Raw genomic sequence first — 15,512 nt, 5'->3', positions numbered from 1 at the left:
AACATTCCTTCTTAAAGCTCCTATTATGAGTAAGCCTTTATGCAAGCTGTGTCAACAACGAGAGGCAAACCAAACCGGTTCCCATATATTCTCGTTTTTTCTTATAAAGGATGCCATAAATAATGCAGGCTCAAAGAGGCGGGAAAATGAGATTTCATTTGAATTATCGACTGCATCTTTTGCAAGCTCCTATTTCGGAAGTGAAATTTTACCAGATCATATAAAAGAGGTAAAAGGAAGAGAGTTAACTGAGGAAGAAATACGTGAACAAGAAAACCCTTATACTAAAGACAATATACTATGTTCTGAATGTGAAAAGAAGCTTTCAACTCTGGAAACGGCTGTAGCGGACAAGATTTTTAGTAAACTAAGGAAAATCAAATTAGATCAGGGGCTTGAGTATCAAGTTTATGAAATATCGGAAAACCTTTTATTAAGGGTATTCGTCTACTCTTTAGCATGGCGAGCGGCAATTACTGGATTTGGAGAGTTCAGAATGGATTTTGAACATCAAGAAGTATTAAGAGAAATACTTAACCTCACATTAGATTTGAGTGAGGATGCACTATTAAAAAAATTGCAAGACAATGAGGATTTGGTTACAAGTTTGCCTATAAGAATAGCTTTTTTTGAAACCACAGGAACAAATGATAACGCAATATATTGCCATTGGGAAAAGAGACCTTACTCCATACTCATAAACGATTTTTGTTTTCAACTTTTTTTTAAAGGAGACTTAACCAAATTTATTCCTGATACATTCTTTGGCATTACCGGAATTTTAAAGAAGAAAGGTTTTCATAACATGCAAGAATCGAAATTACAAATAGCAGCTATTAGTAATGAAAAAAGGAAAACAATTAATCATAGTTTATACAAGTTTATTGCGCACCAAATCTTGAAAAGGGCTGAGAAAGATTTCAGAACAGGCTTTGTGCATTTCCTTCGTAGAGATGCGCCTAGGTGGGTTGTGGCTGACTTTATACGTGAAGTAACTTTAAATAATGATGATATACTTGAAAAATATACGCCGGAACATTTCAAGAACGCTGCGTTAAAAATTATACTGAAATATCTTCAGCAGCAATATAACAGGACCTGATTTTTTCTCCCGTTAATTTTAGTATCTAAAATTAAAAATTTATTTCCATATTTTCAAGATTTCAAAGTTTAGCTTACTCTAATTACTTCATTACTCGACTATATATCATTTTTAGAGTAACATCGAGTAATTCCAAATAAAAAGAATTACTCGATGAAAAGAGGCTTATACGGACGTCCTGTAAAGACGAGTAAAAAGAGTAATTAATTTTGCATAGAAATCAATTCTACAAAATAGCCGTAATTGCTGAATCTTTTTTCAGAATCATATTTTGTCGATCTGGCAAATCCTAAGCTTTTCATTGCTTTTCCAATACTCCGTGTATTTGACTTAATATGTGAGTATTTCCCAACTATGAAATTCAAAATATCAGTGGCATCATAAAATTCCCCATTTTCACGATTGGCAGGGAGAAAATGCTTTTGAATTAATTGTACTTCCTGGCTGCTAACCAAATACCTATTATTCACCTTTTCATTCTCTTTAATCTCATCGGCAGTTAGTTGATATTCAAAATCGTCTTTATAAAGTGAATATGCTTGCCGCCAGATGTCATCAATCTTTATGTCTTTTTTATAATTAAAATTTAATTTTCCAGTTAACTCAAAGCAAAGCCACCGAACGCTTCCAGTTTCATCTGTAAGAAATTCGTCATTGTTGGTAGATCCTATAAAATTTGCCCGTCGGGGATGCACGCTGCTTCGTTTTGCAAAGGGAAGTCGAATATTTATTTTGTCTTTACTTATAAAACTCTTGAGTGAATTAATTTCTGCTTTTGATAAAGTTGCTAGTTCGTCCATGTTTATCAGAAAGTTTGTAGCTAAAACAATCAACCCGTCTTTATCAGTGTTGACATATTCAGTTAAGTATTCCCCCAAATCATCTGGACATAGCCAACGGCAGAATGTAGACTTTCCAGTATTTTGTCCTTCTCCAACAAAAACGAATACCTGTTTATTAAACACCGTCGGCTCTAAAGCACAAGCAATACAACGAACAAGCATCTTCCTAAAATGTAGTCTAAATCTTTCCATATCATTTACAGGCAAGTAACTACATATTTTGTCTATGTAGTCGGGATCAACTTTGCTGTCATAAGGTTTGAGATTTTCAAAATAATTTAGAAAAGGGTTGTATAGCGGTACAAAATCGGAAAGCAGTAGAGAAGTTATTTTATTTAATGAAAGAGAGATCCCCTGATGTTGTAACTCTCTATAGATGTTGTTTTCATTAAGCTCTCTAAAGCGATCGTTTTTTGATTTTTCATTGTATTCAATCCTTCCGCTTACTTCATTTAGTCTGATTTGATACTTCCTTTCTAAATAATTTTCTGCACGTTTTAACAATGAATATGAAGTATGTTGATCTTCTCCCTTTGATTCTTTTACTACTGATTCTTTACTTTTGTATGCGCTGGCTACCGTGCGTTCAATTTCGTCAACGGTGAAGCCATCGGTAGCAAACTTTTCGGAAACAAGTTGTACAACTTCATGCATTTTAATATTTGCTTTATAGCACTCTAAGGATAATTTAAAAACAAAATTATTTCTATTACCAGACACGAAATTTTCCCGTTTCTGGAAACTCTCTAACAAAGAGGAAAATTTATTCTTGTTGTCAGCGATTAGTATTTCCCAAACTGCCGAATTTTCATTAACAAAAATATTCTCATCCCAGCTTAGAAACATAAGTCGACTTACATCCTTACAAGATTTGTCTACCGTAAAATTGTAAGTAGTTTTATAATAGTTTTCTAGCTGTCGAAAACAAGTTGTATGCTGATTTTTTTGATTTGCTATTTTAACAATAAGTTTTACTCCATTTCCGCTTGGGCTCAAAAAACAAGCATAGCAATAGGTATCTTTCTTTAATAACTCAATGGCCGAAAATGGATCTGAAACTTCATCAAAATCTATTTGCAGAAACCCCGAATGAGTACCTAAGTTGCTTGCTTTTCTTTCGTTTTCGAATAACCCAGATACCGTTACAGCTGGAAGTAATTTTTTTCTCCCATTTCGAAGTTCTTTATTTGATTCCAGTCTAATTTTTTGAATATTCTCCTTAAAATCGCCTCCTGTCTTAATTAATTCAAAAAGTCGTTCTATTGTAATCCTCTCTTTTGGAGGAACGAAAAACGTTTTAAAAAATGAAATTTCTGTAGATTTGCTATGACTTAAATTCTCGTTGGAGGTAAGCGTATTGGTCATTGCTTACCTCCTTTTATTTTAACGTCAAATGATTTAGCGATCTCTGCTACCGATTCTTTCTTCCCATCGGTAAGCCATAATTCCAAATCAGACTGTTTAAAATAAAGTTTCTTCCCTTTTTTGATAAAAGGGATCGTACGGTTTGAAGTAAAGCCGTACAAGGTTTGAGGTGCAAGATTTAAAAATATTGCAGCTTCTCTAACACTAAAGAGTTTGTTTGACGTTTCTTGAGCCGCCTGGGTGTTCTCCTTAATGCCTTCAGCTATGCAATTTTTAAGAAGCTCCCTAAATTCAAACTCTGTGAATTGAACAATGATGTTTTGTGCCATAAATAATATTTTATTTATGGCAAATCAATAAAGAAACGAAAGTGTAACTGCCTTACTTAGGCGCTACTTAGGCATCTTTTTTTTCATTTATTTCTATTTGCTTATTGGAGTAATCAGTATATGCCTTTACTATTTTCTCAATTACTTTTGGTTGATAATCAGCCTTTCGATCATTTATGCTTTCGGATAAATTTATTTGCCAGTTTTTACCCAACTTATGATTAAACGCCTCTGCAACTTGCTCTACAAGATGCGTGATTTGATTTTTACCATTCGTTAAAAGTTTTGCATGAAACAATGAATAGACAAGGTGAACAAGTTCAAGCTCACCGCCTTTCCATTGCAATTCTATTTGCTTTGATACATTTTCCTTTTTATCCTCTGTCAGGTATTCATTTGTTAATCTTCGAATCTCTGATATAGCTTTACTTATAGCATCCAATTGAGCAAGATCAATTATAACACCATCTCCTTCTTTTTTAGAAATTTGTAAAATATTTGCATTGAAAAGGTTTTCAAATGTTTCATTTTTATTTGCCTTTAACGAGTCGTCTATTTCTATGAGAAATCTACTGTTTTTGCCGAGTTTGTATAGTTGCTGCCTGTGTGCATTGTAAAGTTCATTTAATTCCTTCGAATGAATTTCAAGCTTCGATTCATCTCTTGCCTGTTCAATTGTTTCCCGGTACTTTTCAAGCATTATATTTTGAATTTCATTACGTTTCTTTTCAAACACTTGAAAAAATGTTGTCTTTTGTTTCATGTAATTACATTTATGCTTTAATAGTATTATTTTCTATTCCGGCAATTTCCTTTAACCGGTTGGCTATGTTTTTCCAATTTGAATTTAAGTTTATCGTTCTGATTTGAATTTCATGCTGTTTATATTGAAAATTCAAATTGTAGTCAGTTTCAATAGTTGGATAAAGTAAAATTCCTTTTGCTTGCTGATTTTTTGCCGTACCGTCTTCCTGATTTAGTAAGTAACTGAATAGCTGATATAAGTTTGCAGATTTGATCCTTTCTTTATCATAGTTCAATGTCATTGTTTCCCGATAAAACTTTGCATCAATTATAATTTTTTCAAGATCATTCTCTAATGTTATATCAGTTTCCATCTTTGGCAAATAACCTTGGCTTTCCTCATCCGTATTTGTAAAGCTCCAATCAATTGTTTCCTTTTTTACAGTAGAATATTTTGCCTGTTCAATTTTGTAGAAATTTCTTATAAACGATTCAAAGAGTTGATTCATCTTTTTATCATCCCTTGTAAAGTCTGAAAACTTATACTTTCCTTGCTCCTCGGACGGGAATGTACTTTCGTAAATAATTTGGCAAACATTCATTACAAAGCCATAAAAGCGGTTATTTCGATTTAGTCTGATTTGCTTAAAGAGTGAAATAGATATTTCAATTTGATCTATACCGGAAAACATCCGTTGCAAACTAACTAACTCATCTTTTAAAGCTTTGTCAAGTTCCTTTGTTCTTATTAGTCGATGAATAGTAGAAACTAAAATTCGGTTTGAAATGATATTTGCTGAAAAATCGTCAAATGTGCAAATCGTTCTTTGCTTTGAAAGTAAATTAGATTTTAGTGTTTGGCTTATTTGGATTTTACCTTTTACTCCTGCTATTTCCTCCGTATGGTCAATATAGTTTTTGTCAATGCCTCTTTTCAAAAGCATTTTGCTTGCATTAATAAGAACCTTTGCAAATAAATCAAGCAACTCCGTCTTATCATCTATTGAAACTGCCACCCGGTCTTTTTCATCCAGCTTATTCCAAGCGTAGCAAAGGAGATAGTAAATATTTTCTATCGGTATCTGCATTGCTTACCTTGATAGTTGTTTTAAAACATCTGTAACCTTTGCTGATTCATCGAACCAAATTTCTTCCAAAAGTGGCTTTAACTCATAATTTATAATATCACTCCACCAATGGCCTTCATCTTCATTTGTAGAATAATTACAAAAGTAGCTGTGCCCTATTTGGAAACCTTCGCCAAGGTTAATGTCTTCTTTTATACGATCATTTAGTTTTGCAATTGATGAACAAATATGTTCAACCATCGGAGCGGTTATCCCTTTTCCTTTTAAGAATGAACGGAAATTATCGCCATAGTCAGGCTGCAATGTTATAAAGGCAAATCTTCTTCTCAAGGCATAGTCAACTATTGCCAAGGAACGATCTGCTGTATTCATTGTGCCAATGATGTAAAGATTTTCAGGCACATAGAAACGATCTTTTTCGTTTTCAGCGTATGTTAATTTCAGGGCATATTTTTCATGCCTTTTGTCTGATTCTATTAACATCATTAATTCTCCAAATATCTTACTTAGATTACCTCTGTTAATTTCGTCAATGATAAAAAAGAAAGGCCGGTCGGGATGAGCCAAAGCCCGTGTACAGAATAGGTAAAAAACTCCCTCCTTTAAATCAAAGCTTCCCTTTTTTGTTGGCCTAAGTCCTTGTATAAAATCTTCATAGCTGTATGATTGATGAAATTGCACCATCTCAATATTTGCATCTTTTACTTCCTGCATTATTTCATACGCCAATTTTCGGGCAATGAAAGTCTTGCCAACACCGGGAGGACCCTGCAAAATAATATTCTTCTTTCTCTTTAGTAAGTCAACTGTTCTTTTGAAATCATTTTCACTAATGAATGGTTTATCTGCATCCTCACTAAACCTGTATTTTTTTAGGCCACTACTTTGTAGTTTTTCGGTAGCAATATTTTTTTCATCTATGATTTCCCTGATAATATCATATTCATCCTCTGTTAACTTAAATAAGCTTCCTTGATTGTTTATGAAAACTTCACACTCTTGAAGTGTTGGATTATTTTTCAGCTCATTCCAATGGACGGGCAATTCTAATTTTTCAATTAATTCAAATTCTATTTCTTCACCGTTGGGTGTGTTATGAATCCCTTTTGTTACTTCATAAATAGCCTTGATTTGCTTCGTGGGAGTACTTTCATATCCAATAATTAAATCCCCTGGTTTGGCCGTAGTAAAGTATTTATAAACCCTTCTTTTGTTTCCCTTTTGATTGTGAGTAGTATAGGTTTGTCTTTGCCCTTCAACATGATCGCTGATTTTCCAAATGTCAGGGTTTGCATTAAGCCACCAAAAGTTTAATGGTTCATTTTCATCTGTGGCTACTTCATACTCGCTTTCTGCTTCTTCGATTGGGGCACTCTCGATTAAATTAGTATTTATTTTTATATTGTTAGCTTCAAATACACTTACCAGCTCTGGGTATAGTCTTACAAATTCGCCTAAAATAAATTCGTATACTACAGTTGGGCTAAATGTATCGGGGCGGAATAAATTCTTATATTTTTTTAATGTATTGGATTTGTATTGATAGACTTTATTTGTAATCCATCTAACCGCCCTTTTATGACTGAAGCTGTCTGTTGATGTGTCGTAGTAATAATCTCCTTCAATTATGCCAATTCCCAGGCAAGTATTTACACCTTTTGAAGCAAATACAACGTCGCCAATGTTAGCTTTTCTAAATTGCCACAGGTTCCATGTTTTATTTGATTTGTCATTGCTTGCAAGCCCAATCGACTCATTCATTTGGGCTCTTGATTCAAAATTGTTGAGATCTTTAAAATCAAAATCTATCGCAATAACTTTTTCTCTGTAAAACTTTTCCCATTCGGATGCCTGACTGCCGGGTGCAAATTTGAAATAGTTTCTAAGTGAGTTATTCAACTTAATAATACCTGCTTTTAAACTCATCAAATTAGCTAGTACGTCTTTATAGGTAGGGGCATCTTTTAAATCCTCTGGTTCTGCTCCTTTCAAAGCATGACCTGCCATCCGTCCGGCTACAGGATACAAGCTAAACCGAACGAAAAACTGATAGCTGTCCATGTGAGATTCTTTCGTAACTGGATAAAGCGCAAGCCAACACCATGAACTACCGAAATTTGTTGCACCTTGAAATCCTACCGAATGGAAAGTATAATCCTTTAATTCAAGTTCGATTAGTAAGTTTTCTCCTATTTGTTCCAAATAGCTTTCAACCGTTTCTCTTACTTGATTTCGATAAAAGAATGCATGAAAAACACTCCAAGGGTTCTTCCAGTTGGTAAATAAATCTCTTTTGAATAATTCATAATCTTCAAGCTGCTTTAAGAAAGCCGGCTTTTGATGGCTGAAATACTTAGTATCTTTTGTTCTGATCTTTTCTTTTATTTCCTCTACAAGTTCTTCATTTATTGTTTGCCCCTGCAATCGCTTTCTTGCAATTTCCGAACGCAATAAGTTAACCGGCTTAAAATCTCTTTCAGGATCGCCATACTCTTTATAAATATCTTCGACAGCATCTTTTGAAAGATTATTTATTGCATTGAAAAGTTGTTTCGGTTTGTCCGAATAAACTTGATATTGTCTTGCTAAGTCTGTTAAAAATTGAAATTGTGTTTGCATAGCTCAGGCTTTACATTTTATTTAATTTGCAAATTTTCGCATTATAAACGTTCGTATTCGGCTTTGAAGACATTTAAAAAAGTAGTGGCTATGGTGGTGTCGTAGCTACCGACGGAACTGGATTTCTAACCGCATCAACAACCACTAAGTATTTTTCTATGTGCTGCAATAATTCATTCAACGCCGAGGATGCTTCTTTGTCTGCGTGTAGAAAGTTTGCATAGTTACAGTATTTGAAAACTTTTTCAATAGTATCAAGGTCGGCATCTGCAAGTAATTTTATTTTGCTTTTTGCGTCTTTAAGTCCTCCTGTAATAGTTGAGAAACTATCTTCTTTGTTCCACATTAATAACTCGTTCTTTATAAAACGCTCAACTGATAATCGTAACAGATGACCATAGGTTACAGCAGCTTCCTCAAGGCTCAGAGTTCCCAAAGATGCCTTTGCAATTAATGATTGATGACTTCCTTTCAATTGGGCGAGTAAGTCAAATTCAGTGTCGACATATATTAGAGAGCCTTTAAAAGCAATTGTGTTTTTTAGGATACCAAATTTATTTGGATTTGGATTTTCTTTTTTTATTAAGTATTTGTAAAACAATGGATGATGTGTAAAAACAAAAACTTGAGAGTATACATTTACGTGTTCAAAAATCACATCTGAAAGAATCTTTAAATTGGAAGCGTCAAGGCTTGTGATAGGATCATCGAATACCAAGATTTTATTTCTTTTATCTGCTGCATTTTCGTTAATTGCGAAAAAGAATGCTAATGAAATTAACTGTCTTTCGCCCTCGGATAACCCTGTTTTGATATTTCTTTCACTTCCTTTTAAATCAAGTATTTTAAAAGAAAAAGGCACTTCGGAAGTTGAACCTGCAACCCGATTTGGTTCTAATGTAAATGAAAGATTAAACCTATTTAGAAACGACATCATTTTAGATAAAATTAATGTCGGGGCCTGGGTAAGTATATATGCTTTTAAATCATCCTTTGCTGCAAAAGAGGCTACCCTTAATGTTTCTTTTTCATCTTTTAGTCTATACCATTCCTTAATTAAAGAATGGTAATTTTTATCAAAATAATTTTTGAGATCTGTAAGTTTTAGGAGTTCAGGCTCCTTTTGTACAATTTCTTGATTGATAGTTGCAACTTCGGAATACTTAGCCTTAAACTCAATTATTCTTCCTGTATATTTCTTTAATGATTGCATAATTGCCACTAAAGCAATTTTAACCTCGCTTAAATGAGAGAAGACTGCATAGTAGTCTTTATTAAAATCATACGTTTTAATGTCTATTGTTTTTAAATTTTCTAACGCAATCAGCAAATCATCAATAGCTTTTGGATAATTCAAAACGTGATTTAGCTTTTCTTCAAGCGAATAGAGCTCTATAAATCCTTCTGTAGTTCCTCCTTCATGAGAATTTTCTGCCGAGAATTTACCAACATTATAATTTGACCAAAATTCTGATAAAATTTTATAGGAGTTTGCTATTTTGATTGGAAGTTGAATGGCTTCCTTTTTTAAATCGTTTAGATTATCTTTAATTGACTCAATATCTTCTATGTATTTGGCTTTTTGTTCCTTGTACGTTTGATTAAAATAAGCCGAATAGGATTTTATAATTTCTTCTTGTGATTTCAGAGATTGTAAACAAAATGGACAACTATCTTTATTCTCTGAATTTTCTTTGATTTGAAGCCCCGTTTCAATAAATGCTTTGTGATCAGAAATATGTTTAATTAAATTTTCACTTGCAAGCTTTGCTGAACTATCTTCAATTTTACGTGTAAATATTTCTTGAAATTCTGAAATTGGAAGAAGCTCTTTAGTAAGTAAAATATCTTCTGGCGGATTGAATGAAGAAACATTTGCTGTTTGATTTCTTCTTAATTTTAGTTGTTCAATATCATCAGATGTGCTTTTGTGTTTAGCATTGTTTGCATCTTTTAAATCAATTAATTCTTTTTCGCTTTTATCTTTTAGCGTGGTGTAAATTTGAAGATCGGCCGGTAAAAATTGGTAATTTAATTTTATAGTGTTTTCGTCTTCAAAATCCTTTAATGCTTTTGCCGTGTCTTTTTCCTCTTGCTTTTTTCTGTTTGCTTCTGCATCAAGGTCAATTAGCAATTTTCCAGCATTTTGGCTATGTCTATTTTTTTCATTGCTACGTTCACCGTTAGTATGAACATTTTCATCAATAAAAGTTTGGTCAAAAAACAAAATTGAATTTTTGGGCAGGGAATTGTCCCAGGCATTTGAAGTATAATTGTGTAAGTTGCTATCAATTTTTATTTGAATAGAATTTGGTTTATCACAACTACTATTAAATGGGGTATGTTGCGAAATGTCTTTTAGAATTTCACAAATTGAACTTTTGCCACTACCATTTTCACCAAATACTACATTATATGGGCAAAATGATTTTTCTCCTCCTGCACTATCAAGACAGAATTCCGACCATTTAAAATCAAGAAATGATTTGTACTCCTTAATATGGTTTATTTTCTTGATTTTCATTTTTTAATTTCATTTACTTACTAAATACATTGAAAAATTCAACCAAAAACGGTTTTACAACTGCTTCTTCGTTTGTTGTATCTGCTCATTCTTTTGAAAAAATTAAGGCTCTTTCTTTTATCTCGTTCCAGCTTAATGCCATGTAGTGTTTTGAGTTAGGTTGCTAATTTAAGGTTTATATCGGCATTGTTATAGCCGCCGGCGGGTAAATTAGTGTTTTATTTTACTTCTGTTTACAGGCAAAGCAGGGCATAAAAAAAGCCGCAAATGAAGATTTTGCGGCTACCGTACTATGTTAGTTTAATTAATGAAGACTTATAAAGCTATAAAAGTACTTTACTTGCTTCATCCAAAATATTGTTTTCAAAGCTCTCCAAATAGATTTTGGTAGTCTTTTCGCTATCGTGCCCCATCGCTTCACTAATAACGGATGTTGATATGCCACTTTTCTTTAAAATAGTTGCGTAGCTGTGCCTTGCAACATAAGTGGTTAATTCGCTTTCAATTTCGCATTTAGCGGCAATCTCTTTCAAGTCTTTATTAATCTTCCTTATCATTTTTTCCTTTCGATTATACAACATCGTTGGAGTGTTGTAGTTTTCATTCAAAATTGGAAAAATGTAGCTTTCATTGTTTCTAAAAGTAAAGGGCTTGTAATAGTCTAAAATTTCAGTTACAGGCTTTAATATTTCAATATTGAATAGTTCTTTTGTTTTCTTCCTTGTATAAAGTAATCTGCCTGATTTTACGTCTTTCCACTTCAATAGAACAAGATCAATAAAATTAATTCCCCTGCAATAGTAGCTGAACATAAAAATATTCTTAGCATCTATTAAATGAGGATGCTTCGTAATATCCAGATCAGCAATTTTTTTTATCTCGTCTTTTGTAATTGCTCTTTTTTCAGTTTTAATATTCGCATACTTCGCCAAACTGAATTTTTTGAAGGGGTAGTATTTATCGCTGCTGACTTCTTCTTTTATGGCTTTATTTAAAAGGGCTCTCAGGGTTCGTAAATAGATATAGATGGTATTTGCGCCTTTATTATTAGACTTCAAATATTCTTCAAACTTGTTTAGAAATTCAATGTCTATATCTGAAAAGTGGAGTTGTTTTGCGTTTACAAACTGGCTTAAATTTCTTTTTGTGTCCTTATAGATTTCACCATTCTTTATTTGGCCGCTTTGCTTGAAGCGTTCGATCACTTTATCAAAATATAGAAATAGCAGGGGGTTGTTTACTTTCTCCTTCCTTAGCTTCCCTTTAATCTCATGGACTGAAAGGCTCTTATCATCGGCTTCCAAATCCAATATGAGCTTTTCGGCTTGAACAGTTTTTTTAGCTATCAGCACTTTAGCCTGAATATAAAGGGGGTGTTTCTTTTTTGGAAGGTTTGTCTTTGCATCCCAAAGATCAGGGCTGCATTTAAAGCCTGTAGATAAGTATTTCGATTTCCTGTCCTTTGTTACCCTTAACATTACCGGATGCTCCCCGTTAGATAGCTTCTTTGAAGTGTATAAAACAACCTTTACAGACGTATTCATTTGATCTCTGGTTTAAACATGGTTTAAACAAATCTAATAAAAAACGATAAAAGTCGATTGAATACAATAAAAATAAAATTCGTTAAAGAATGATTACCAATAAATAATAAAATTTCATAAAAATCGAAAACAATATTTAGTCTGCCTTACAAGCAGAGGGTCCGCGGTTCGAGCCCGTGTGCTCCCACAGAAAAGGTTCACAATGTGAACCTTTTTTCATTTTGAATGCTTCCATCTTATTTTTTGGTCGGTATAATAAAATCCACCGGTCTTTTACGGAAATAACGCCATAATATACCAAGAAACTCAGGATAGTCTCTAAGTTGAATGCCTCTGGACTTTACCGCTACAAAAAATGCAAAACCAAAGCTTACAAAAAAGTTGAGGAAACCAATTAAGCTTACGCCGAGCAGGATAGTAGCCATGTAACGATAATCAACCGGCCCTTCTAAACCAAAAAAACCAATTGCTGTATTGCCGGCCGAAATCGTAATATGTCTTATGTCGAACGGAATGCCAAATATCTTTCCGATAAACGCTGCCATACCCAGGAAAAAACCCAGCGATACACTACCCGCAATCGAACCCAGTTTATTTTCCACAAGGTTCACCAGCCAGTTCAATTGTTTTTTGCCAAGTGAATGATGTAATACAGGATGCAGCCTTATTCGCTGCGGCAGTTGTGCATACACCACATAATTTTCAACCCACCCTGCGATCAGTCCACTCAGGAATAAAAAGAACCCGGTAAAGCATGCAAATAACAATGCCAGTGTTTGAAAAGGATGCTGTGCCTGCAGCAATGCCAATGCTTCTTCACCTGCAGCGATCTTTGAACCGGTGAGTTTAAAAAACAATATCGCCAGTAAATAGGTCATTGGAAAAACAACAAGCAGGTTACCTGCGAAAGATGCCAACTGACTTCTTGATACCTGCGATACGGTTACAGCAAGATTATCAAGATCCGGTCTTCCTTTCAACTTTGAACTGTCGAGCGAACTTGCAACAGCAGATGCCGTAAAGGCGGGTTGTTTTGTAGCCAGTGTTGAACCTGTTGATTGTATCAATAAAAATCCGATACTGTAATTTGTACTGTAGGCCACTCCTTGCCAAAAAGGAGCAAGTGTTACTTTGCCCAACAAATTTTTGAAAACAGCAATAAATGAAATGATGAACCCTCCGCCCATTGCACTGAGAAAAAGAAGATTGAATTCTTTTCTTGTTTTGGTGATGAACGTTTCTCCTCTTCTTCCTCCATGTTCTGATATCTGGTATGCTAATAATCCAACATTCTGGGACAGGAATTCACTTAAACTGTTTTTCCTGTTTTGATTACGTACTACCGTCATAAAATAAGTGATAAAGCGCTCAATATCGAAACGTTTATCGTTATCAACTGCATCAAGTATCAGAAGAATGCGTTCTACATGCTGCTCCATACGTGTGAGCAGGAATGTTTCTGCTAAACTTGTACCAACATTCTTACGTTGCTCTTTAATAAATCGCACACTCTGCAAACAATTATGCAGCGCTTCAAAAATACCTGCTGCAATAATTTTCTCATCATGCATGCTATGTGTATTTTTCTTTTTCTCAAGTAGCATGTTCACCAAACGGCTCTGTTCAAGAAAAGGGAATACTGCATCGTCCCGCTCATCATGCAGTCGTGTAATTTCTTTCTCCAGCCCCATCATCGCCAACCTGTACGATAGTGTTTGCATGGATTGCAGTAACTGATTATTCAACGCAGGCTCATTGAGATTTACTTCAATGCCGATACGTTGAAAAAATAATTTCCATAATTCACTATCGATCTTTTCGATCCATACGTAATCATTCTTTTTGTAAAAAAGCCGTTCGATCACAAAAAGAAAATCTGTAGGCTCCAGTAAAGCCGGAATAATTTTGTGCTTGAGCTTTGAACCAAGTTCCTGGATAAACCCTCTTGAACTGAGCAACCCACTTTCAGTAAGTGCGGTGGTAAGGTCGCTATTAGCAAATTGAGAAAGCAGCGCTTTCCTTAATGAAAAAAGTAATGAGCGATCTTCCTGCAGTTGAAATAAAAACGCTTTGAATTTTAATTCCGCAGCTTCTTTATCATTTACGTCAGCTGGCCGTATCTTTTGGAACAGTTCAGCCAGAAAATCCAGTCCACGGTTATTGCTGTTGATAGAAAGCACAATAGCCTGCCCCTGTTCGGCTGACTCTTCGGCTTTCTTTTTAGGCAGTAGTCTGAATTTCATTTGATTTTCCGCTTGTTAGACTCAACATTGACAAGTAATGTGCCATATAAGTTGCTTTATTAAAATGAAGAAATTGTTTTTTTCTTTTCTATGGTTAATTTTGCACCTGATGCCGAACTTATCCACACATACAAAAGAGCTAATTGAAACAGATGTTCTTACTGATCTGGAAGAGCCCTGTCATCTCATTATGTGGAATGATGAGGTGAATACGTTCGAATGGGTGATTGAAACATTAATTGACATTTGCGATCATGCGCCTGAACAGGCAGAGCAATGTGCCTGGCTCATTCACAGCAAAGGGAAATACGCTGTAAAGAATGGATCATACGACGATCTGAAACCATTATGCGATGCAATTACTGAGCGTGGCATTGGCGCCACTGTTGAAGTGATTGCCTGATTTGCTGTTTACATTCCGATACCTTTATTTTACACATGCCACTTACGGTTTTAACTGAAAAACTTTGGTTCCCCCCTGTTGAAAAAGCAGCTGCTGATGGTTTACTTGCTATTGGTGGCGATTTAAGCACTGAACGTTTGTTACTGGCTTACCGCAGCGGTATATTTCCCTGGTATAACGACGACGAACCACCTCTCTGGTGGTGCCCCGATCCCCGTTGTGTTTTATTTCCCGATGAATTGTACATCAGTAAAAGCATGCAACAGTTATTTAAGCGTAAAGCATTTACTGTTACCATCAACAAAGCATTTGCCGATGTTATTCATCTCTGTGCACAAACACGAAAGCTGAAAGAAGGCACATGGATCACCACAGAAATTGAACAGGCTTACACTCACTTGCATCAGTTAGGCAAAGCCGTTAGTACAGAAGTGTGGCAGAACAATGAATTGGTTGGTGGCTTGTATGGCGTTCGTCTTGGAAATATCTTTTTTGGTGAAAGCATGTTCAGCAAAGTGCCGAATGCAAGTAAGTATGCATTCATCTCTTTTGTTCAGCAATTACAAAAAGAAGGCGTTGTATTGATCGATTGCCAGATCTACACGCCACATCTTGAAAGTTTGGGCGCCCGTATGATCCCGAGAGAAGAGTTTATGAAAATAGTTAAAGCGAACATCTGAGTAAGGGTGCAATCAAATGTTCGCTTCGA

11 protein-coding genes are annotated in these 15,512 nt (G+C 34.7%); 3 read left to right on the top strand and 8 right to left on the bottom strand.

Annotated features, from left to right (window positions below):
• Positions 1-25: 25 nt before the first annotated feature.
• The gene (locus tag H4075_RS08100) at positions 26-1,102 is read left to right on the top strand and encodes a hypothetical protein (RefSeq protein WP_182805782.1); all 1,077 of its coding nucleotides are present in this window, start codon (positions 26-28) and stop codon (positions 1,100-1,102) included.
• A gap of 203 nt (positions 1,103-1,305) precedes the next feature.
• Here H4075_RS08100 and H4075_RS08095 read toward each other — a convergent pair whose 3' ends face one another.
• From H4075_RS08095 to H4075_RS08060, 8 genes are all read right to left on the bottom strand, one after another.
• Positions 1,306-3,309: a VapE domain-containing protein gene (locus H4075_RS08095; protein ID WP_182805780.1), complete on the bottom strand. Its 2,004-nt coding sequence runs from the start codon at positions 3,307-3,309 to the stop codon at positions 1,306-1,308.
• Positions 3,306-3,638, bottom strand: coding sequence for a helix-turn-helix domain-containing protein (locus tag H4075_RS08090; RefSeq protein WP_182805779.1), 333 nt, complete (start codon positions 3,636-3,638; stop codon positions 3,306-3,308). Before H4075_RS08090 ends, H4075_RS08095 begins: the two co-directional genes overlap by 4 nt.
• Positions 3,639-3,705: 67 nt before the next feature.
• Positions 3,706-4,401: an RteC domain-containing protein gene (locus tag H4075_RS08085; RefSeq protein ID WP_182805777.1), complete on the bottom strand. Its 696-nt coding sequence runs from the start codon at positions 4,399-4,401 to the stop codon at positions 3,706-3,708.
• 10 nt (positions 4,402-4,411) lie between these two features.
• Entirely contained in the window at positions 4,412-5,470 is a 1,059-nt protein-coding gene (gene mcrC / locus H4075_RS08080; protein WP_182805775.1) for a 5-methylcytosine-specific restriction endonuclease system specificity protein McrC, read from the bottom strand.
• 3 nt (positions 5,471-5,473) lie between these two features.
• Positions 5,474-8,089 (bottom strand): AAA family ATPase, encoded by a 2,616-nt coding sequence (locus H4075_RS21600; protein WP_220494899.1) that lies wholly within the window; start codon positions 8,087-8,089, stop codon positions 5,474-5,476.
• Positions 8,090-8,177: 88 nt separating this feature from the next.
• On the bottom strand, positions 8,178-10,613 hold the full coding sequence (locus H4075_RS08070) for an AAA family ATPase (RefSeq protein WP_182805773.1): 2,436 nt from the start codon (positions 10,611-10,613) through the stop codon (positions 8,178-8,180).
• A gap of 323 nt (positions 10,614-10,936) precedes the next feature.
• Positions 10,937-12,157: a site-specific integrase gene (locus tag H4075_RS08065; RefSeq protein ID WP_182805771.1), complete on the bottom strand. Its 1,221-nt coding sequence runs from the start codon at positions 12,155-12,157 to the stop codon at positions 10,937-10,939.
• A gap of 236 nt (positions 12,158-12,393) precedes the next feature.
• The gene (locus H4075_RS08060; RefSeq protein WP_182805770.1) at positions 12,394-14,400 is read right to left on the bottom strand and encodes a hypothetical protein; all 2,007 of its coding nucleotides are present in this window, start codon (positions 14,398-14,400) and stop codon (positions 12,394-12,396) included.
• 109 nt (positions 14,401-14,509) lie between these two features.
• On the opposite strand from H4075_RS08060, the gene H4075_RS08055 reads away from it, so the two are divergent.
• On the top strand, positions 14,510-14,803 hold the full coding sequence (locus tag H4075_RS08055) for an ATP-dependent Clp protease adaptor ClpS (protein ID WP_182805768.1): 294 nt from the start codon (positions 14,510-14,512) through the stop codon (positions 14,801-14,803).
• 35 nt (positions 14,804-14,838) lie between these two features.
• Positions 14,839-15,483, top strand: a complete 645-nt coding sequence (gene aat, locus H4075_RS08050; RefSeq protein ID WP_182805766.1) for a leucyl/phenylalanyl-tRNA--protein transferase — start codon at positions 14,839-14,841, stop codon at positions 15,481-15,483.
• Positions 15,484-15,512: the final 29 nt, after the last annotated feature.

The organism is Lacibacter sediminis, from assembly GCF_014168535.1.
In the GTDB taxonomy this organism is placed as follows: domain Bacteria; phylum Bacteroidota; class Bacteroidia; order Chitinophagales; family Chitinophagaceae; genus Lacibacter; species Lacibacter sediminis.
Note: the sequence above shows the minus strand (reverse complement) of the source record. Positions and strands in the feature narration are given on the sequence as shown.